A 19436-nucleotide genomic window follows, 5' to 3' on the forward strand; every position below is an offset into this window, starting at 1 on the left:
GTCTGTCGTTCCGAGCGCTCCAGAAGGTCGTCATGGAGCGCTTCGACTACTGACCGATCAAGGGCAGGTCGCGGGCTCGAGGTAGAAGGCTTCCCACGAGCCCGTGTCGGTGGGATTGCAGATGCCTCCGTTGCCGCCATTGCCGCTCTGGATGGGAGCGCCGGGAGTGTTCTCCTTCCAGTTGCGCGCGGTGCCTGTCGTCGATTCGAAGCCATATCGATTGCGGCCGCCGAAGACGCCGCATGCGTGGCGGGTGAACGACTCCGCCGTGCCGAGCGAGGCATTCAGGGTGAGCTGATCCGCGACCACCGCCAGGTACGCGCCGCTCGTTCCCTTGAGCTTGTATTTCGCGCCGCTGGTGACGAGCTCGAAGACCTCGCCACCGGTCTGCGTCGTGCCGAGGGCGGCCACCTTGCCCGTGCCGTCGACGGTGAGCCACTGGTCGGTGCGCTCACTCTGGATGCGGAAGCAGCCCGCGCTGCCGCTGGCCTCGGTATGGCAGGTCGCATCGCAGCCATCGCCTGACTGGGTGTTGCCATCATCGCACTGCTCGCCGCTCTCGACCGTGCCGTTGCCGCACACGGGGCCGCCGCCGCTGCCCGGGCAGGAAACCGGTTCGAGGTAGAAGGCCTCCCAGGCCCCGCCATCGGCCGGATTGCAGGCGCCGCCATTGCCGCCGTCACCACTCTGGATGGGCTCGCCCGGCGCGGTTTCCTTCCAATGGGGCGCGCTCCCCACGGAGGCCCGGAAGCCGACGCGGGTGCGCCCGCCGTAGCCGCAGGCCAGCTGGGTGAACGACTCTCCGCTGGTGAAGTTGGCGCCCATCGTGAGCTGGTTCGCCACCACCGTCAGGAACGCGTCGCCCGAGCCCTTGAGCTTGTACTGGGTGCCGTTCGGAACGAGCTGGAAGACCTGCCCGCCGGCTTGCGTCGCGCTGCCGGCGATGACCTTGCCCGCGATGTTGACGGTGAGCCACTTGTCGGTGCGCTCGCTTTGAATCTGATAGCAGCTCCCGCCCGAGGTCTCGACGAACCAGGCGGTGTAGGTGGCCGCGCTGCCAGGCGTGATGAAGGTGTGTGATTGCGCGCCTCCGTCAGACCACGACGAGAACGCCCAGAACTTGCCACCCGCATACTGCGGCGACTCGGCGCCCACGGAGCGGACGACACCGACCACGCCCGTCGTGTTGTGCGGCGCCGCGACCGGCCGCCCGTCCATCAGGACCTGCAGTCCGTTCGGCACGCTGGTCACCGTGAGCGGGACCGTGACGGGGTGGATGTCGCGATACGTCGTGTGGGTCAGGCCAATCGAGTCACGCACCGTGAGCCGCAGGCGATACCAGACGTTGGCCGAGCTCTCGCCGATGCTCGGGATGGGCCAGCTCCCGCTCGCGACGCCGGTGGTATCCGCCATGGCCGGGTGCGTGTGGGTGTCGTGATGGAAGGTGATGTTCCAGGTCATCGCGCTCGGAGGCAGCGCGCCATCCTCCTGGTCGCTGGCCGAGCCGGAGAACGTCATGTTGGTGGAGGCGATGTAGGTCGCGCCCGTGGCCGGCGTCACGATCGTGGCCACTGGCGGCTTGTTGGACGTCACCGTCAGCACGGCCTCGGTGCTGGTGGCCGAGCCAAGCCCGTTGGTCACGACCGCGCGGAAACGCGCGCCGCTGTCGGTGAGCTGAGCGGCGGCCAGCTCGTAGCTCGGCGAGGTCGCGCCGGCGATGTCCACGCCGTTGCGCTGCCACCGGTAGGTGAGGGGCGGCTCGCCGCTCGCCGACACCGTGAAGGAGGCCGGATAGCCGACGGATACCAACGTGCTCGCCGGCTGCTGCGCGATGCTCGGCGGCAGCGAGGCCGTATAGGCGATGCGGCCCACCTGGCCCGAGCCGCGCGCCAGGTAGTAGAGCGCGCCATCGGGCCCGACATCGAGGTCCACGGGCCCGGCGGCGGCCGTCGCGAACAGCGAATTCGCGCCGGTGTTCGGGTCGATGCGCGCAATCCAATTGTTGGTGTAGTCCGCGAAGAAGTACTGACCGACATACGCGCTGGGAAAGGCCGAGATGGGCGGATTGTAGAAGGCACCGCCAGCGATGCAGTTGCCGGCAGCCGTGCCGGAGCCATGCGGGTACGCGTAGAACGGCTGCGTGAGTTCCGGGCGGTTCGTGAAGTAGCCCTCCGTCATCGGCCAGCCGTAGTTGGCACCGGCCTGGCCGCGGTTGATCTCCTCCCAGCCGCCTTCGCCCACGTCGTTGATGAACAGGATGCCCGTGCCGGGTTGAACGTCGAAGGTGAAGGGGTTGCGCAGCCCCATCGCCCAGGTCGCCTTCGCGAGCCCGGTGGCGGTCGCATAGAACGGATTGTCCGTGGGGATGCTGCCGTCCGGGTTGAAGCGCAGCAGCTTGCCGAGCGGCGTGTTCAGGCTCTGTGAATTGGAGGAGACCGCGTTCTCGCCGACGGAGACATAGAGCTTGCCGTCGAGTCCGAAGCGGACCGCGCCGCCGTTGTGGTTGGCGGCGTCGAGCGTCGGAAAGTCGGCGAGCACCAGCTCGCTTCCGGGAACCACCACATTGCCGTTGGCGGTGAAGCGGCTGACCCGGTTGTGGATGCTGCCGGCGACCGACGTGTAATAGACGTAGAGATAGTGGTTGCTGTTGAAGTTGGGATCGAACGCGATGCCCATCAACCCACGCTCGTTGTCGTTGTCCACGGCGAGCGTCATGAACGGAGTCGCCAGAAGCTGGCCGTTCACGACGACGCGCAGCGAGCCATTCTTCTCAGAGATGAACAGGCGCCCGTCAGGCGCGAAGGTCATGGTGGTGGGGCCCTGGAGGCCACTGACAAAGACCGAGTCGGCGAAGTTGGCGTCTTGCATGACCGCGGCCGCTCGCGCTTCCGCCAGCTCCGGGGGTGACTGCGTCGAGCAGCCCACGAGGAGGGAGAAGACCGCGCACACGGCGGCTCGTACATTCGTTCCTGTCATCGCTGCTCATCCCGGTCGAACTGCGAGTGGTGATTCCCGCTTTTACACTGAAAGCCTGTTCGACCAGGGCCGATTCAGCAATTCGGCAATGGATTCCCCCGACCCTCGTAATGAGTGCAGCGGATGTCGCCGCATGCCTCGGGGGGAGGCTCACATGGACAGTGTTTCTCGTTTCCAATCGGGTCTGAATGGTATCCGCGTGTCTTCGGTTTCGGAGCCGGCGTCGCAGGCAACGACGTCCCAGGACTCCACCGCCGAGCGCACGCTCCGGGAGCTGTTCTTCCACAGCAGCTTCGAAGCGCAGTCCCGGCCCTCGACATCCTCGTCCTACAAGGCCCTGGCCGAGAGCACGCCTCCTCCGGACGTGTCCAACCCGTCCGTGGATGATTGGCAGGCCTGGTGCGAACAATTCAAAGGCAATGCAGAGGCCGAGCTCACCCGCAAGCGCGGCACCACCCTGCCGGACCTCGCCGCCGACCAGGCCATGCATGGTTCCCGCTCGCCCATGTATGCCGCGGGTCGCTCCACCGTGACCGGCAACGAGAACGTCCCCGCCTTCTTCCAGGACTTCCCCGCCACCGGCGAGCGGCAGATGCAGCTCTACACCTTCTGCCGTCCGCCTCCAGGCCAGGCCCTGAAGCCCGAGGACCGCAACCAGTGGGTGTCCTTCGAGGTGCACGGCGACATCTGCAAGGCCTACTCGGACAACACCTTCACCCATGGCCGGCAGGGCACCAACTCCCGCCTGGGCTACCCCAACTCCGGCCTCGAGGACGCCGTGAAGACCCGTCCGCCCTTTCTCGATGATCCGATGGTGAAGGCGTTCCGTGACGCCCGGGTCGCCTCCGGCAAGCCCGACGCGGTGCCCTTCCAGGAGTTCCAGAACGGCTACCTCGCCGACCTTGGCGGCAAGGTGCAGGCCTTCTCCAAGGATGGACAGCGCCTGGGCACCGCGTGGCCCGGCGGGGACATGACCGCGGCGCCGACGCAGGACCCTGGGGGCGTCCAGCAGCCAACGGGCCCCTACGGCACCACCGGCCCGTTGAACGGGGACACCTCCTTCGGCAACGCGACGGTGCAAATGGGCACCTCCGCGAGCCACGGCGGCGCTGTGACCAGCCTCGTCTACGACGGCAAGGAGTACATCAACAACAAGGACCATGGCCGGCAGATGCAGGTGGCCTTCTCCCTGGATGGTTACAACGAGGCCCTGATGCCCACCGAGGCGGGGAGCCACCGGAACGGCACGGACCCCATTTCCACGACGCAGGTGGTGGGCTACGGCGCGCAGCCGGGCCACATGACCAGCACCGTGCATCCCGCATACTGGCTGGAGCCGGGAGAGGAGGCGGGCCCGTACAACGGCGTTTCCCACGCCAAGAACACGACCCTGGTCTCCGAGGATCTCATCACCAAGGACATCACCGTCGGTGTGGGCGGTCACGACAACGTCATCCAGTACGACAGTCACATCCACCTCGCCGCGCCTCACGACACGGCCTACGTCGAGGCCCCCACCACCTACGTCAACCGCGAGTTCGAGAAGCACTACCGCTTCGACCCGGCGACGGGCGAGTCGCGCGAGTACCCCCGGGTGCACTCGGAGGACCCGACGCCGGGCGGCTTCAAGGATGAGGCGGGCAACGTGCCGCTCATCGTCGCCACGGAGGATGGCAAGCATGCCATGGCCATCTGGTCGCCGGACGAGACGCTGCCGGACCTCCAGTACCGCCTGCACCAGTTCGACCTCAACAACCCCACGGACGACTGCTCCAAGCTCAGCGTCACCTTCGGGATGTCGGGCGGCGTGCCGGAGGACATCAAGACGCGGAGCTACGTCATCGTCGGCACCGTGGAGGAGGTGAAGGCCCGGCTCGCGGAGCTGTACAATCAGAACCCCACCGGCGTGGAGCGCAAGTGGCCGGAGGACATGCGCTGACCGAAGCGAGTGTCGAGAGGAGGTCGTCCATGCATCGCGGTTCCTGCTTGTGCGGCGCGGTCCGCTTCACCGTGGAGGGCGAGCTGCCCGCCCCTGACGCCTGCCACTGCACCCGGTGTCGCAAGCACTCGGGCCACTACTTCGTCTCGACCGACGTGCCGCGCTCCGCCGTCACGATCGAGGGCGCGGACAAGGTCGGCTGGTTCCAGTCGTCCGAGAAGGCGCGTCGCGGGTTCTGCTCTGTCTGCGGCTCGTCGCTGTTCTGGGATCCGCTTCAACGCGATTGGATGGGAATCGCGTTGGGAGCCTTCGACACGCCTACCCACACCCGCATCGCCGTCCATGTCTACATGGCCAACAAGGGCGACTATTACGACGTGGCGGACGGGGTGCCGCGGTTCGACACGATCCCGCCAAAGTAGGTTCCCGCGGACGCCATGGGAACCGCCTTTAGCGGGAGGCCGCGATCCCCTTCAGGATGAGATCGATGCCGGCCAGGAACTCGGCGAGGTCATCGTGCCCGGGCAGTTGGGCCGCGAGCTTGCGGGTGAACGGATACTCATTCGCGTCGAGCTCCTTCCACCGGGCCGACACCGTGTTGAGAAACTCAACGCGGTCCACGGACGGATCGAGCATGCGGCCGTTCGCGGCATTCTGGATGCTCACGCCGACGATGTAGCTCATCAGGGTCGACCCCGCCGTGAATTGGGCTCTGTCTGAAAGCCCCATCGCCTGGAGCTGGTGCCCGATGCGCTCGAAGATCCGCAGCATCGGAGACTCCCACGGGGCGAGAGAGAGCTGCGCGCCCACCCACGGATGCGCATCGACCGTCTCGAACACCGCGACGGCGAGCCCGCGAAGCGATTCCTGGGGCGTGGCGGAGGCGGGGACTTCGGGCATCGCGCGGGCGACGACGACGTCGGCAGCGGCGACGAGCAGCTCGTCCTTGTTCGCGATGTGCCAGTAGATCGCGCCGGCGCCGGTCTCCAGCCGCGTGGCGAGCGCGCGGAAGGTCAACCCGTCCTCCCCCTGGTCGTCGAGCAGCGCGATCGCCGCTTCGACGATCCGCTCGCGTGAGAGCGCGTCCTCACGCCGTTCCGACCCGCGCCTTTCCTTTCCCATGGCCCCATCTTGACAGAACTGGAACGGCGTTCCAATGTGGTTAATGGAACGGTGTTCCAGTGGCCATTCCGAGAGGAAGCACGATGACTCCCATTGCCATCATTGGCGCTGGCCTGGGCGGGCTGACGCTCGCTCGCGTCCTGCACGTCCACGGCATCTCCGCCACGGTCTACGAGGCCGACGCGTCCGCCGATGCGCGCACGCAGGGCGGCATGCTCGACATCCATGACTACAACGGGCAGCTCGCGCTGAAGGCGGCCGGGCTGTTCGACGCGTTCCGCCGGATCATCCATGAAGGCGGCGAGGCTTCGCGGATCCTCGACCCGCACGGCACGGTCCTGCTCGACCAGCCCGACGACGGCAGCGGCGTTCGCCCCGAGGTGCCGCGCGGCGAACTGCGGCGCATCCTCCTCGACTCGTTGCCCGACGGCACCGTGCAGTGGGGACGCAAGGTCACAACCATCCACCCGCTCGGCGGCGGGCAGCACACGCTGACGTTCGCGGATGGGGCGAGCGTGACGACGAGCCTCGTGGTCGGGGCGGACGGCGCATGGTCAAAGGTCCGGCCGCTGCTGTCCGACGCGAAGCCCGCGTATGTCGGCACCTCGTTCGTCGAGACCTACCTGCTCGACGCCGACGCACGCCACCCGGCCAGCGCGAAGCTCGTCGGAGGCGGAGCGCTCTACGTCCTCGCACCCGGCAAGGCCATCCTCGCCCACCGCGAGCCCCACGGCGTCCTGCACACCTACGTCGCGCTCAGCCGGCCGCAGGAGTGGTTCACGGACATCGACTTCTCCGACCCGAAGGTGGTGAAGGGTCGGGTCGCGGCGGAGTTCGACGGCTGGGCGCCGGAGCTCACCGCGCTGATCACCGACGGTGAGACAGCCCCCGTCCTCCGGAAGATCCATGCGCTCCCGCCCGGACATCGGTGGACTCGCGTGCCCGGTGTGACATTGCTCGGCGACGCCGCGCATCTGAACCCGCCCGACGGAGAGGGCGCCAACCTCGCGATGTACGACGGCGCCGAGCTGGGCAAGGCCCTGGCCGCGCACCGGGGCGACTTCGATGCCGCGGTCGCCGAGTACGAGGACGCGATGTTCCTCCGCGGCGTGGACGCATCCGCCGAGGCCGCGAGGATTCACGCGCTCTGCTTCAACGACGACAACGCGCCGCACGGGCTGATCAACCTGTTGACCGGCGGCACCGCACCGGATGCTTGAGGTGCCGTGTCATTCCGGAAGTCTCGGGTTCCACCTGGGCTACGGGATGAAGGTGGGGATGGCCCGCCCCTTCATCCAGGCGTCCATCATCCCGTCCTCGAGCAGCTTCCCGACGACGTGGTAGCGCGACACCATCGCCGGGGAGGTGAGCGCGTCCTCGCAGACGACCTTGGCTTCGCCCAGGTAGGACGAGTGACACATCCATACCTTCGCGCTGTCGTTCCAGAGGAGCCCGACGTGGTAGTCGAGTCCGACGACGTAGAGCCCGGCACCGGTGCTCATCAACCGGTCGACGACTTCGGACACAGGACGGTCGCGAAACCGCCAGGTCTTCAGCGCAGGTGCCAGCGTCTTCACGATGTGCTCGGCGGGCTGTTGGGCCATCCGTACGCGCTCGATTCGGAAGCCCGCGTCCCGAAGCACGGTGGAGACGAAGTAGCCACAGGCAATGCTCCCTGTTCCGGGAGTCTGGCTGTGGCCGTAGAACTCCCAGGGCGTGCCGTACCAGGCCGGCATCAGCTGTCGGGTGATGGCCTCAAGTACGGTTGAACGGGCCTCGTCCCGCAGGGATGTGCGCTTGACGCCGGGCTGGTGCCACCGTGTGCCGAAGTCCTGTCGTCGGGCCTCCAACCCGGCGACCACCTCGGCATAGGGACGCTCTGGGCGTGGAGGCTCGGGCTCCGCGTCGACAGGGGTCAGGGCGAGGAGCAGCAGGATGGGGACCATGCGCCTGTGGACGTCTGGGCCCGCGCGGGGGTTCCCTGGGACATTCCGCGAGCAGGTGGTCGTCCTTGTCGGGCAGGCTCCCGCCACGACGAAGCGTGATCAACCGGGGTCTCGCTCTTTCGGCAGGATCGGCATGGTATTCCCCTGAGGGCCCCATCGAGATGAGACTTCCAGAGCGACTGACAGGTCTCAGCGCGGATGACCAGGGGGCGTTCGCGCGAAGGAACGCGGAGAAGGCTTCGCTCGAAGAACTCCTCGACGCGCTCGACCTCGAGCCGCTCGGCGAATGGGCGCTGCTCCACATCGTCCACGAGCTGGTCCAGCGCGGGAGGGAGATCCTCGCGCCGATAGAGGCGAGGCTGGTGGCGCGTCCGACAAGCAAAGCGGCCTACGGGCTCTGCGAGGCGTTGATTGAGCTCTTCCAGGAAACGCCAGAGGCGCAGCCCGAAATCATCCGCGCGCTCATCAGGGCAGGGGAGGAGGCCGTGCGGACCGGGGCCAGTACGTCCGAGGCCACAACCTTGATCGTCCACCTCGCCGATTGCGCCCGGCTGTCAGGGCGGACGCTCCCGGAAGCACGCCCGCTGGCGCTCGCCTTCCTCGACCGCGCCCGGGGCGAGCCGGAGCCCTACCGGTTCGCCGTCAGCGAAGCGGCCTTCCTTGCTGGCGACGAACCCGGTGGGACGGGCTGAGCATGGACAGGGAGCCTACCCTGCTGCCTCGGTGCTCCGCTCCTGCGCGAGGAGGATCAGCTTGGCGCGGCTGGGCACGGCCAGCTTGACGAAGATCCGCTTCAGGTGAGTCTTCAACGTGTTCAGCGAGCTCCCCATGTCCTCCGCGATGGTTCGGTTGTCCCAACCATTCAAGACGCGCTGAACCACATCCAGCTCGCGAGGGGTGAGCCGCTTGCGCCACTCGGTGGGAACCTGAACGCTGTGTGACACCTCCTGGAACAACAGCGCCCAGGGCGTTCTCCCGGGATGGGCTGGCAACGGGAGGAACGTCACCTTCAAGCTCCGCCCCAGCCGCCGGAACGTCAGGACGTCCTGCCCGGCGAGCATCCGCTGTCCGGAGCGACTGAGCCGCTCCAAGGCGTCCAGGAGGACCTGGGGCAGTCCGAAACGGCCACAGGGCTCATCCGGGAACCAGCGATGGAGCAGCGCCGTGGAGCGGGGCGTGCGCATCAGCTCGATGGCCGGCGGGCTCAGCACGATGCTCTCAAGCCCGGTATGGCGGAAGAGCTGGTCCAGGAGGTCTCCCTGACGGACCAGGTCTCCCAGCATGAGGCAGTTGCGAACCGTCCTGGCGAGGATGGGCGTCAGGCGTTGAAGAAAGGCCTGCTCGTGCTCCGAGAAGGCCTTCCGGTTCTCCCGATACAGGGTGAAGCCGCTGTGCCAGCCCAGCCCCATGTCCAGCGACACGGAGATGATGCGCTCCACCGGCATGTGCATCTCCCGGCAGTGCGCATACATGGCGCTGTTCCGCATCGCCTGGCGCGACAGCATCTCGGACTCCCGCAGCACCGTGTTGGGCTGCTGGACCACCGCGGCGCTCACGAAGCACTCGTGTGAAATCTCCGGGTAGCGGTCAAAGAAGACCTGCGGCATGTCCTGGATCATGGGCCAGTCGTATTGACCGGGCTCACCGGGCCTGGACACGCAGAGCCCGCCAAAGTCCGCCGCCAGCACGCGCGACAGAATCCTGTGGGACTCGGAGAAGACCTCTTTCATGTCGAGTGAGCTGGTCAGCGCTGTCATGACCTCCAACAGCACCTGCTCCCGCTGCATGGAATCCGGCTGGCCCTTCACGCGCATGACTTTCCTCCACGTCTGGATTCAAGCGTAAGCACGACGGTTGGGATGGTTTTACCATGCGGGACAGCGTCACCCCTATGGGTGATGCCCGCTTTCAATGGGTTCCCGTACTTTCCGCGAGCTCCGTCGTCGAGTGGAACTCATGCGAATGACAGTGACTGAACCGAGCTTGCCCGTGGGCAGGTGCTCACGGTGGTAACCCCGCTGTACGCCAAGGAGAGAGTCAATGCACAATCAACTGTTTGCATGCATTCTGGCTGTCAGTGTCTGTCTGGTTGGAGGCAAGGCCGAAGCCCTTCCCGGCGGCTGGCACATGGGGGAGGCGGGCAACAAAGTCATCCTCTACGATCAAAATCACGAGGCTGTCTGGGCTGGCTACTTCGATGAGGAAGGGAAGTGGCACGAGTCGACCTACACGCCCAGGGGCGGCAGCTCGGGGGGCCAGGGCGAAACGATGGGCGACATCAATAGCTCGGCGGACTACGTCTTGGTGAACATCACGAGAAGGGTGGGAGGGATCATCGTCTTTGACCCCACGAAGCGTGTGGTCGTCTTCGAGGTCCGTGGCGGTGTGGCGGCTGGGACAACCGTCAGGATTCCCGCGAACAGACTCAGCGACACTGTGCAAATGGTGGCCGCGGTCGACGACAAGGGGGCGGCACTCGACGTTGCGTTCTTCAAACGGGCGGTCTCCTGCGGCAGCAGGTCCTTCTGGGTCAGCCGCTAGCCCTCCGCACAGTCAGCGCCCGGAGCTTCTCGGCTCCGGGCGTCCTGGATGGATGCCGGGGCTGCAATGTGGGAAGAGTGCGGCCTGCCCGAACGGCTCCCGGTGGATGACGCCGGGCCCTGCATCGGGTGGGAGCGTGCCATGTCGATTCCAGGAGCGATCGCTGTGTACACCTCGGGCTCGCACCCAGTGCCTCCCGTCGAGCAGGGTGCCATGGCAAGCACCCAAGTGGTGCGTTCACCGCTTGAGAGCGCCCTCCACTGGGTGGACACCCAGCAGCGTCCGGACGGCGCTCTCTCCATCACGTTCCGGGTGGTCACCTTTGAAGAGGAGGTGCTCACCCAGGTGGAGGAGCAGGAGTGGAATGCCGTGCCACCCTCCGCACGACTGGAGCCGGATCGTGTCCGGCACTTCCTCGAAGCGCTCGTCGAGGTGGTGAGCGAGGAATCGAGGCGGCTTGAATCGTCTTGGATTTCCGAACAGGACTCCCTGCGTCGTTCCGGTGCAAGGCAGCGTGAGAGCTTCGCGCGAATCCTGAGGGCGCACGTGGCCCGTGACTTCGGCTCCGATAGCGGAGACTGACGCGTGCACGAGTACGATTTGATCGCGGACTGGTATGCATCCCACCGCGCGGGCCCCATGGGTGTCCCGGAAGTGACGGCGCTCGCGGCCTCACTGCCGGCCGGTGCCTCGGTGCTGGACGTCGGCTGTGGCACGGGACTGCCGCTGACGCGGGTGCTGCTGGAGCATGGCTGCCACGTGATGGGCGTGGATAGCTCCCGCGAGTTGCTGGCGCGGTTTCAAGCGAACTTCCCCCACGTGCCGGTGACGTGTGCGCCCATCCAGTCCTGTGAGCTTCAGGAGCGGGCGTTCGATGCCGCGATCGCGTGGGGCGTCTTGTTCCACCTGCGCCACGAAGAGCAGGACCAGGCAATCGCCCATATCGCGCGGGCATTGAAACCTGGCGCCGCGTTCCTCTTCACCTCGGGCGACGCCCACGGCTCCATCGACGGCGAGCCGATGGATGGCGTGCCGTTCCGCTATTACTCGTACAGCGTCGACGGGTATCGCGACCTGCTGCGCGCGCACGGGCTCACGCTGGAAGAGACGCACACGGACCCAGGCGGGAACGTCTACTTCCTGTCGCGCAAGACGGGATGGGGTGGCTGAACGCCATCCGCGACACACCGGCCCGAGGCGTTTGGATTGCGCCGTCCTGGGGAGTGAGCCGCGGACTGGCGCATGCAGCGTGCGGCAAGGCCGCCCCGCACGCGCTGTCGACGCTGCGACCTCCGGCGCGGTCCCGCTCATGCGTTGGCGGTCGTGCGCAGCGCCGCGAGGAATTGCTGCACGACCGGCGAGCCCGCCCGGCCGTCATGCACGAATTCGACGTCGAAGCGGCCGTCGAGCTCGTCAAGCGCGACCAGTCTCACCGTGCTCGGGCACGTCGTTGAAGTGCTCTCCGGCACGAACGCATAGCCCATTCCGGCTGCGACGAGCCCGATGAGCGTTGGGATGTCGCTGCCGACCTGCGCGATGCGAGGCGTGAATCCGGCCCGCCGGCACTGCTCGAGCAGGAACCGGTGATTCGCGGCGGACCGGAGCGGGTCGAACCAGACAAACGGCGCGCCCGCGAGTTCGGCCAGTTGACGGGGTGCGCGGGAGCGCTGGCCCGGCGTGGACAGCATCGCGAGCACGAACCGGTCGCGTAGCAGCCGCGTGCCTGACAGATGCGGCGCTTCGTCCTGCCGCCACGCCATGATGCCGCCATCGAGATCGCCGCGTGCGATGGCCGTCGCCTGCTCGGCCGACAGCATTGGCGAGATGGACAGCATCACGTCCGGGCAGGCGTTCCGGAAGGCCTTGAGAACGTTCGACACCACAGGCAATGGGAAATAGTTCGGCAGCACGCCGAGACGCAGCTCGCCGAGTTGGCCGGCTGCGCTGCGCAGCGCACGTTCGCGGCTGCCCTGCAGCTCGGCGAGCATGCGCGTGGCGTCCTGCAGGAAGCTCACGCCGGCCGCCGTGAGCGCGACGCCCGTCGAGCGGCGGATCAACAGCGGGGTGCCGATCGCCTCCTCAAGCTCGCGGAGCTGGCGGGAAAGCGCGGGTTGCACAATCCCGATTGCGCGGGCGCCGGCCATCACACTGCCGGCTTCAGCGACCGCCACGAAGTAGCGGAGGTGGCGCAATTCGACCTGTCGCATGCAGTGCCTGCCCGTTCCGTGGGTATGCCTGGAAGGTATAGCATGCTGCATTGAATGGTATTGGGAAGTATGGGTGGCCCAGCCTAGGTTGACCTGCGTCGTGACACCTGTCCGCGCGTCGCGGACGTTTGTCGCCCTTCTTCACATGCCACTCCATATCCAGACTCCCTACCTCCGTTCGCAAGCCGCGTCCCGCCGGCTCGGCAAAGACGTCCTGCTCAAGCTCGAGGCGATGCAGCCGTCCGGGTCGTTCAAGCTGCGTGGCGTCGGTGCGGTATGCGACGCGCGGCGCGCGGCAGGCGTCCGTCGTTTCGTGTCGTCTTCAGGCGGCAACGCGGGCATTGCGGTCGCCTATGCCGGTCGTGAGCTCGGCGTGCCCGTGCTCGTCGTTGTTCCGGAGAGCACGTCCGCGCGCGCACGCGACCTGATCCGTCTTGAAGGCGCGGAGTTGGTCGTCCATGGCGCTTCGTGGGCAGAGGCGAACACGTATGCGCAATCCGTGATTGGCTCGCACGACGCGTTCGTGCATCCATTCGACGATCCAGTGCTGTGGCAGGGCCATGCAACGATGATCGACGAGATGGCGGCAGCTGGACCGAAGCCGGATGCAGTCGTGCTGGCGGTTGGCGGCGGCGGGTTGCTGTGCGGCGTGCTCGAAGGGATGGCGCGCAACGGTTGGGGCGATGTGCCGGTCGTCGCGGCCGAGACCCAGGGCGCGGACTGCTATGCGCGTTCGGTCGCGCAGGGGCGACCTGTCGAATTGCCGGGGATTTCGAGCATCGCCACGTCGCTCGGCGCGAAGAGGCCTTGCGACGCCGCGGTTGAGTGGTCGACGCGCCACGCGGTCGACAACATCGTTGTGTCCGATGCGGCAGCAGTGGCGGCCTCCCTGCGGTTTCTCGACGAACACCGGATTCTGGTGGAGCCCGCTTGCGGGGCCGCACTGGCCGCGCTCGACACGGCGTCGCCGGCGCTTGCCGCCGCGTCACGCATCGCGGTGATCGTCTGCGGTGGCGTCACGGCTACGGTTGAGCATCTGAGGGCATTGGGCGGCCGGGAGCGATGAAAAGGTGGAGCCCTCTTCGGGGGATGTCACATCCCGCGGAGGACCGGTGTCTTCAGGCCGACGGCACCCGATGCTGACACCGGAGAAGACATGACCTCGACCAGGATTCCCCCGAAGGAACTCACCGGACTCTATGGCGCCATGGCGAAGTTGTTCGCCAGCCGGACGTTCGGCCGGGTCCCCAAGTCACTTGGCGTGATGTGGCACCACCTGCCGGTGCTCAAGGCCAGCATGGGCTTCGGGCAGAAGGTCCAGAAGTGGGACCAGTGCGATGAGAGCCTGAAGTCGTATGCGCACATGGTGGTGGCTTCGCTGGTGGGCTGCTCGTTCTGTCTGGACTTCAACTACTTCATGGCCCACAACCAGGGGTTGGATGTGGCCAAGGCGCGGGAGATTCCTCGGTGGCGGGAGTCGACCGTGTTCACCTCCCTGGAACGGGAGGTGCTGGAGTATGCCGAGGCGGTGAGCCAGACACCCCCCACGGTGACGGACGAGATGGTCGCGAGCCTGAGGGCGCAGCTGGGTGCCGCGGCGCTCATCGAGCTCACCACGGTCATCGGGTTCGCCAACCTGACGACCCGCTCCAACACGGCCCTGGGTATCGAGTCGGAGGGCTTCGCCGCCTCGTGCGGGCTGAAGCCGATGGCCCAGCCGAGCGCAAGGCTGGGGGAGGCGTCCGCGTCATGACGTCCGCGCCCGATGCGGCCGGCACTCCGCCAGGCTCGGAGGACCCCTTCGTCACCCAGCGCAGCCTGCTCTTCACGATCGCGTACGAGATGCTCGGCTCCGCGGCCGACGCCGAGGACGTCGTGCAGGAGACCTGGCTGCGGTGGGCGGACTTGGGTGACGCAAGCCGGGCGGAGGTGCGCGACCCGCGCAGCTACCTGGTCCGGATCGTCACCCGTCAGGCGCTCAACCGGCTGCGCACGCTCACCCGTCGCAAGGAGGAGTACGTCGGCGAATGGCTGCCCGAGCCGCTGCTCACCAGCCCCGACGTCGCCGAGGACATGGCGCTCGCGGAGAGCGTCTCCATCGCGATGCTCACCGTGCTGGAGACCCTCACTCCGGCCGAGCGGGTGGTGTTCGTGCTCCGGGAGGTCTTCGACATGCCGTACGACGAGATTGCTCCGGCGCTCGACAAGACGCCCGCCGCCGTCCGGCAGATTGCCCACCGGGCGCGGGAACACGTGGCCGCGCGTCGACCCCGGATGCAGGTCGGCCGGGCGGAGCAGGAGGCGGTCCTGGAGCGGTTCATGGCCGCGGTCAACTCCGGCGATTTGAAGAGCCTGCTCGACGTGCTCGCGCCCGACGTGGTGCTGGTCGCGGACGGCGGCGGCGTGGTGACGGCGGTCCGGACCCCGATTGTCGGCGGCGATCGCGTGGCCCAGCTCCTGTCCCGCTTCCCCACGCTCGCGCCTGGCGCCCGGATCGCGACCATGTGGCTCAACGGAGCGCCCTCGCTCCGGGTCGACATCGATGGAAACCTCGACACCGCAATCAGCGTCGTCGTCGAGAGCGGCCGGATCACCCGGATCTATGCCATGCGCAACCCTCAAAAGATGGGCCGGCTCGGCGAGCAGGTGACGCTGAGCCGGTAGCGACCCGAGGCCTAGCTTGCATGCGTCGCCTTCTCGAAGCGGCGATCCGGCACCAGCCACATCATCGCGGCCAGCACATAGATTGCCTCGGAAAAATGCCCGTTGAAGAAGGCGCTGATGATGCCGGCCAGATAGAAGAGCGGTGAAATCCTGCCCTTGAAATCGCGCCCGACCGCCAGGGCCAGTGCCGACTGCTGGCCTTGCATCACCACCAGGCGGGTTTGCAGCAGCCTCCAGGCGAAGGCGCTCATCAGGAGCACGAAGCCATAGAGCGCCAGCGGCACGGCCGAGAAATGGTTTTCGCCCATCCAGCCGGTGGCGAAGGGGATCAGCGACAGCCAGAACAACAAGTACAGGTTCGCCCACAGCACGCCGCCGGTGACATGGGCGATGGTGTGCAGGAGGTGATGGTGGTTGTTCCAGTAGATGCCAATGTAGATGAAGCTGAGCACATAGCTGAGAAAGACGGGGATCAGCGGCCGCAGGTCGGCCAGTTGGCTGCCGTGCGGTACCTTGAGCTCCAGCACCATGATGGTGATGATGATGGCGATGACGCCGTCGCTGAACGCTTCCAGCCGGTGCTTGTCCATGCTGCCCCCCAGGCACGCTTCGAGTCCGCTGGCCCAGGATAGGCGGAATGGGGGCCCGCTCGCATGCGGTCAGGTCCGCTCTGCAAGATGGTTCAAGGTGTCCATGTCCTCCGCGCTCAAGGTGAGCTCCGCACTGGCGAGGTTCTCCCGGAGGTGTGTGATTGACGACGTACCCGGGATGAGAAGCACGTTGGGGGACCGGTGCAGCAGCCAGGCCAGCGCCACCTGCATGGGTGTCACGCCCAACCGCGTGGCCACGTCGTTCAGCGCGCTCGACTGCAGCGGCGTGAAACCGCCCAGCGGGTAGAACGGCACGTAGGCCGTACCCGTGGCGGCGAGTTGGTCGAGCAGGGCGTCGTCCCGCCGGTGCGCCAGGTTGTAGTGGTTCTGCACGCAGACGATCTCGGCGACCTTGCGGCCCTCGGCGACCTGCGTCGGCGTGACGTTGCTCAAGCCGATGTGGCGGATGAGGCCTCGCTGCTGAAGCTCCGCGAGAGCGGTGAGCGGCGCCTCGATGGAGCCTTCCACCGGGCCCACGGCGCTGAACATCGCACGGAAGTTCACGACATCGAGCACCTCGAGCCCGAGATTGCGCAGGTTGTCGTGGACCGCGCGTTCAAGGTCAGTGGGGGAGAACGCAGGCTCCCAGGAACCGTTGGGCCCGCGGACCGCGCCGACCTTCGTGGCGATCACCAGACCGTCGCGATACGGGTGCAGCGCCTCACGGATGAGCTGGTTGGTCACGTGGGGGCCGTAGATGTCACTGGTGTCCAGATGGTCGACGCCCTGGGCGATGGCCTCTTGCAGCACCGCGACCGCCGCCTTGCGGTCACTGGGCGGGCCAAAGACGCCGGGGCCGGAGAGCTGCATCGCGCCGTAACCCACGCGGCGAACGGTGTGTGTGCCAATGCGGTAGCTGCTGGAGATGTGATTGTGGGCCACGGCGAGGCTCCTTCGTTGTTTGAGGTCGCCCACTCGTTTACGCAAGGAATCACTGCGCGACTATCGGTGGCAATCCGCACAGGTCGTGCGAAAATCCGCACGGTGATGGATGACCTCTCTGACCTTACGGCGTTCCTGGCGGTCGCTCGCGAGGGCGGCTTCCGCAGCGCGGCTCGTGCGTCGGGCACGAGCGCCTCCCGCTTGGGTGATGCGATCCGCCGCCTCGAGTCCCGTCTGGGCGTTCGCTTGCTCCACCGGAACACGCGCAGCGTGACGCCGACGGACGCGGGGGCGCGTTTGCTCGAACGGCTCACGCCAGCGTTGGGTGAGGTGCGGTCGGCACTGGACGTGGTCAACACCTTCCGTGACCGGCCCGCGGGGCGCTTGCGGCTCAATGTGCCCATCGCCGCCGCGCGCCTCATCCTCCCTCGCATCGTGCAGCCGTTCCTCGCGAAGTACCCCGACATCTCCATGGAGGTGACCGCCGAAGAGCGGCTCATCGACGTGGTCGCGGAAGGCTATGACGCCGGGATCCGTTACGAGGAGCGCCTCGAGCAGGACATGGTGGCGGTGCCCATCGGGCCACGCACGCAGCGTTACGCGGCGGCCGCCTCGCCCGCCTACCTCGATCGTCGGGGCCGGCCGAAGCATCCTCGCGAGCTGCTCGAACACGACTGCCTGCGCGGGCGCTTGCTGAGTGGACCGGTGCCCGCGTGGGAGTTTGAGCGTCGTGGAGAGACAATCCACGTCGAACCCAAAGGGCCGCTGCTCTTCAGCCTCAACACGAGCACCGACCTCGCCGTGGAGTCCGCGGTCGCGGGCGGTGGAATCGTCTATCTGTTGGAGGACTGGCTGCGCCCGTATATCGACCGGGGAGAACTGGAGCCCGTGCTCGAACGGTGGTGGCCGAGCTTCTCGGGGCCCTTCCTCTACTACTCGGGCCGGAAGCACCTGCCGGTGCCGCTGCGCACGTTCGTCGACTTCATCAAGTCGACACCGTGGAGCTGACCTTCAAGACAGTCGTTGGAGGCCTGGAGGCCTGGCGCGAGGCTGCGCGGCGCGCCGTTCTTCCGGAGCCGCCTCGCAAACATCCAGGTGCGTTCGCAGCCAGTGTGCCATGGCTTCCGCCTGCTCCTCGCGGAGGAAGTAGGCGATGATTTCCGGGCGCGATTCGCCTTCGGCGGTGACGTGTTCGAGCGTGAGAGGGTAGCGGTTGACGCTTCCCCGCTGATTCCCGCGAACCGGCGGGTCGACGCGGATCGCCCGCACGTCGCGCCACCGTAGGTCGAGCCGGTGCTTCCGTCCGGAGCCGGCCGGCAGGGAAAGCGTGCGCGCCTGGACGTGGAGGCGCAGATCGAAGCGCCCGGCCTTCCGCCATGCGCTCGACACCCGTCCGGTGAGCACACCGCAGGCGATGACGAGCCCCCAGGCCCCAATGCCCGCCAGCACCGGTGCGTTGTGTCCCCCTGCGACTCCTCCGAGGAACACGCCGCAAAGGAAGGCGGAGCCACCCAAGGCCAGGAACACCCAGAAGGTGGTCCCCAGCTCAGTGAGCGTCACGCACTCGCTGCCGTCCTCCCGGAAGAAGGTGGGCACGAGCGGCGGCTCTGGCCTCCAGTTTCGCGACGCGACGATCCACGTCCAGATCGTCAGCAGATTGAAGGGCAGCAGGAACATGAGCATGAACAGCTCCGCGCTCCCCGGGCCCGGCTGCAACACCGCCTCCGAGGGCTGCGCGGGGCGGTAGTACACGGGGACGCTGGCCCCCACGGGGTAGCGCGTCACCAGCGCCTCCACCGGCTCAAGGTCCCCCGTACTCCAGGCGTACAAGCGGCGCTTGCCGCCCTCATGGGACTGTCCGTCGACGGAGTAGGTGTAGGCCAGCTTCAGGCGATAGGTGGTGCTCTTGTTCGAGCGCGCCGTCTCCACCTCGCTCCGGGTGATGGTGCCCTGCACGGTCGGCCAGCTCGCGGACTGCGCCTGGAGGACCGCGGTGGATACGACGAAGAAATCCACGGTCAACATGCCGGCTGTCAGCGGCAACAGGAGCAGGAGCCACAAGGCGGAGGATGTCGCGCGAGAAGACATGGCCTCAGTCTACAGGGCGGCTCCGGAATGAACGAAGCGGCCTCTCCTTGACGCACTCCTGATGCCGCGAACAAATGCTGGCCGGGCACAGCGCCTTCCCATGGGCGGTCGAAGACGAGGGGTTCTCGGTGCGCATCCTGAAATGGCTCGTGGGTGGCGTGGCCTTGTTGCTGGGCGGGGCGTTCGTCTGGGGCAGGCAGCGGGTGTCGCGGGCGCGCGCGGCACGCGTCGAGTCCCTGGCGCCGTGCGCGGCGAACCAGCTCATCACCGGAGGACCCCATGCCGCGGTGGTGAAGCTCGTGGATGTGCACAAACGCGAGGTCCTCTGTCAGCGCGAGGTGTCCTTCCATCTCCCGGAGGAGCTCCTCCCGCGCCGGCCATTCGTGCCATTCGCCAATGCCTCAGGCGCAGCCTGAGCGAG

20 protein-coding genes are annotated in these 19436 nt (G+C 67.1%); 12 read left to right on the top strand and 8 right to left on the bottom strand.

From position 1 onward, the window contains the following. Positions 1–57: 57 nt before the first annotated feature. The gene (locus D7Y04_RS08895) at positions 58–2976 is read right to left on the bottom strand and encodes a PQQ-dependent sugar dehydrogenase (protein ID WP_121758933.1); all 2919 of its coding nucleotides are present in this window, start codon (positions 2974–2976) and stop codon (positions 58–60) included. Between the two features lie 199 nt (positions 2977–3175). Here D7Y04_RS08895 and D7Y04_RS08900 point away from each other — a divergent pair, with 199 nt between their 5' ends. Both D7Y04_RS08900 and D7Y04_RS08905 read left to right on the top strand, forming a co-directional pair. Then, the gene (locus D7Y04_RS08900; protein ID WP_121758934.1) at positions 3176–4915 is read left to right on the top strand and encodes a hypothetical protein; all 1740 of its coding nucleotides are present in this window, start codon (positions 3176–3178) and stop codon (positions 4913–4915) included. A gap of 29 nt (positions 4916–4944) precedes the next feature. Next, the gene (locus tag D7Y04_RS08905) at positions 4945–5337 is read left to right on the top strand and encodes a GFA family protein (protein WP_120575055.1); all 393 of its coding nucleotides are present in this window, start codon (positions 4945–4947) and stop codon (positions 5335–5337) included. 28 nt (positions 5338–5365) lie between these two features. Here the strand turns inward: D7Y04_RS08905 and D7Y04_RS08910 are convergent, their stop codons facing one another. Continuing rightward, a complete protein-coding gene (locus D7Y04_RS08910) occupies positions 5366–6037 on the bottom strand; it encodes a TetR/AcrR family transcriptional regulator (RefSeq protein WP_121758935.1) in 672 nt (223 codons plus the stop codon). A gap of 83 nt (positions 6038–6120) precedes the next feature. Between D7Y04_RS08910 and D7Y04_RS08915 the strand changes: the two genes are divergently transcribed. Next, entirely contained in the window at positions 6121–7257 is a 1137-nt protein-coding gene (locus tag D7Y04_RS08915) for an NAD(P)/FAD-dependent oxidoreductase (protein ID WP_120593451.1), read from the top strand. Positions 7258–7296: 39 nt separating this feature from the next. On the opposite strand, the gene D7Y04_RS45520 is transcribed toward D7Y04_RS08915, so the two are convergent. Next, the gene (locus D7Y04_RS45520; protein ID WP_233601320.1) at positions 7297–7983 is read right to left on the bottom strand and encodes a hypothetical protein; all 687 of its coding nucleotides are present in this window, start codon (positions 7981–7983) and stop codon (positions 7297–7299) included. Positions 7984–8048: 65 nt separating this feature from the next. Here D7Y04_RS45520 and D7Y04_RS08925 point away from each other — a divergent pair, with 65 nt between their 5' ends. Further along, complete coding sequence (locus tag D7Y04_RS08925; protein WP_147477065.1) at positions 8049–8675, top strand: hypothetical protein; 627 nt, start codon at positions 8049–8051, stop codon at positions 8673–8675. A 15-nt stretch (positions 8676–8690) separates the two neighbouring features. Here D7Y04_RS08925 and D7Y04_RS08930 read toward each other — a convergent pair whose 3' ends face one another. Continuing rightward, a complete protein-coding gene (locus D7Y04_RS08930) occupies positions 8691–9797 on the bottom strand; it encodes a helix-turn-helix transcriptional regulator (RefSeq protein ID WP_121758937.1) in 1107 nt (368 codons plus the stop codon). Between the two features lie 226 nt (positions 9798–10023). Here D7Y04_RS08930 and D7Y04_RS08935 point away from each other — a divergent pair, with 226 nt between their 5' ends. From D7Y04_RS08935 to D7Y04_RS08945, 3 genes are all read left to right on the top strand, one after another. Continuing rightward, positions 10024–10524 (top strand): hypothetical protein, encoded by a 501-nt coding sequence (locus tag D7Y04_RS08935; RefSeq protein ID WP_147477066.1) that lies wholly within the window; start codon positions 10024–10026, stop codon positions 10522–10524. A 213-nt stretch (positions 10525–10737) separates the two neighbouring features. After that, positions 10738–11106, top strand: coding sequence for a hypothetical protein (locus D7Y04_RS08940; RefSeq protein WP_233601321.1), 369 nt, complete (start codon positions 10738–10740; stop codon positions 11104–11106). A 3-nt stretch (positions 11107–11109) separates the two neighbouring features. Beyond that, complete coding sequence (locus D7Y04_RS08945) at positions 11110–11694, top strand: class I SAM-dependent methyltransferase (RefSeq protein WP_121758938.1); 585 nt, start codon at positions 11110–11112, stop codon at positions 11692–11694. A 137-nt stretch (positions 11695–11831) separates the two neighbouring features. Here D7Y04_RS08945 and D7Y04_RS08950 read toward each other — a convergent pair whose 3' ends face one another. Continuing rightward, positions 11832–12731: a LysR family transcriptional regulator gene (locus D7Y04_RS08950; RefSeq protein ID WP_121758939.1), complete on the bottom strand. Its 900-nt coding sequence runs from the start codon at positions 12729–12731 to the stop codon at positions 11832–11834. 100 nt (positions 12732–12831) lie between these two features. On the opposite strand from D7Y04_RS08950, the gene D7Y04_RS08955 reads away from it, so the two are divergent. The 3 genes from D7Y04_RS08955 to D7Y04_RS08965 all read left to right on the top strand — a co-directional run bounded on the left by D7Y04_RS08955 (position 12832) and on the right by D7Y04_RS08965 (position 15395). Beyond that, the gene (locus D7Y04_RS08955; protein ID WP_233601322.1) at positions 12832–13797 is read left to right on the top strand and encodes a pyridoxal-phosphate dependent enzyme; all 966 of its coding nucleotides are present in this window, start codon (positions 12832–12834) and stop codon (positions 13795–13797) included. Positions 13798–13887: 90 nt separating this feature from the next. Beyond that, positions 13888–14484 (top strand): carboxymuconolactone decarboxylase family protein, encoded by a 597-nt coding sequence (locus D7Y04_RS08960; protein WP_121758940.1) that lies wholly within the window; start codon positions 13888–13890, stop codon positions 14482–14484. Beyond that, positions 14481–15395, top strand: a complete 915-nt coding sequence (locus D7Y04_RS08965; RefSeq protein ID WP_121758941.1) for an RNA polymerase sigma-70 factor — start codon at positions 14481–14483, stop codon at positions 15393–15395. Before D7Y04_RS08960 ends, D7Y04_RS08965 begins: the two co-directional genes overlap by 4 nt. Before the next feature lie 11 nt (positions 15396–15406). Here D7Y04_RS08965 and D7Y04_RS08970 read toward each other — a convergent pair whose 3' ends face one another. Together D7Y04_RS08970 and D7Y04_RS08975 are read right to left on the bottom strand one after the other, a co-directional pair. Further along, positions 15407–15985 (bottom strand): TMEM175 family protein, encoded by a 579-nt coding sequence (locus D7Y04_RS08970; RefSeq protein ID WP_121758942.1) that lies wholly within the window; start codon positions 15983–15985, stop codon positions 15407–15409. 69 nt (positions 15986–16054) lie between these two features. Continuing rightward, on the bottom strand, positions 16055–16927 hold the full coding sequence (locus D7Y04_RS08975) for an aldo/keto reductase family oxidoreductase (protein WP_121758943.1): 873 nt from the start codon (positions 16925–16927) through the stop codon (positions 16055–16057). Between the two features lie 105 nt (positions 16928–17032). Here D7Y04_RS08975 and D7Y04_RS08980 point away from each other — a divergent pair, with 105 nt between their 5' ends. After that, the gene (locus D7Y04_RS08980; RefSeq protein ID WP_121758944.1) at positions 17033–17935 is read left to right on the top strand and encodes a LysR family transcriptional regulator; all 903 of its coding nucleotides are present in this window, start codon (positions 17033–17035) and stop codon (positions 17933–17935) included. A gap of 3 nt (positions 17936–17938) precedes the next feature. Here D7Y04_RS08980 and D7Y04_RS08985 read toward each other — a convergent pair whose 3' ends face one another. Then, entirely contained in the window at positions 17939–19015 is a 1077-nt protein-coding gene (locus D7Y04_RS08985; RefSeq protein WP_121758945.1) for a DUF3592 domain-containing protein, read from the bottom strand. A gap of 128 nt (positions 19016–19143) precedes the next feature. Here D7Y04_RS08985 and D7Y04_RS44385 point away from each other — a divergent pair, with 128 nt between their 5' ends. Beyond that, positions 19144–19431, top strand: a complete 288-nt coding sequence (locus tag D7Y04_RS44385) for a hypothetical protein (RefSeq protein WP_158627469.1) — start codon at positions 19144–19146, stop codon at positions 19429–19431. Positions 19432–19436 lie beyond the last annotated feature (5 nt).

Source organism: Corallococcus sp. AB038B (assembly GCF_003668955.1).
Taxonomy (GTDB): Bacteria; Myxococcota; Myxococcia; order Myxococcales; family Myxococcaceae; genus Corallococcus; species Corallococcus exiguus.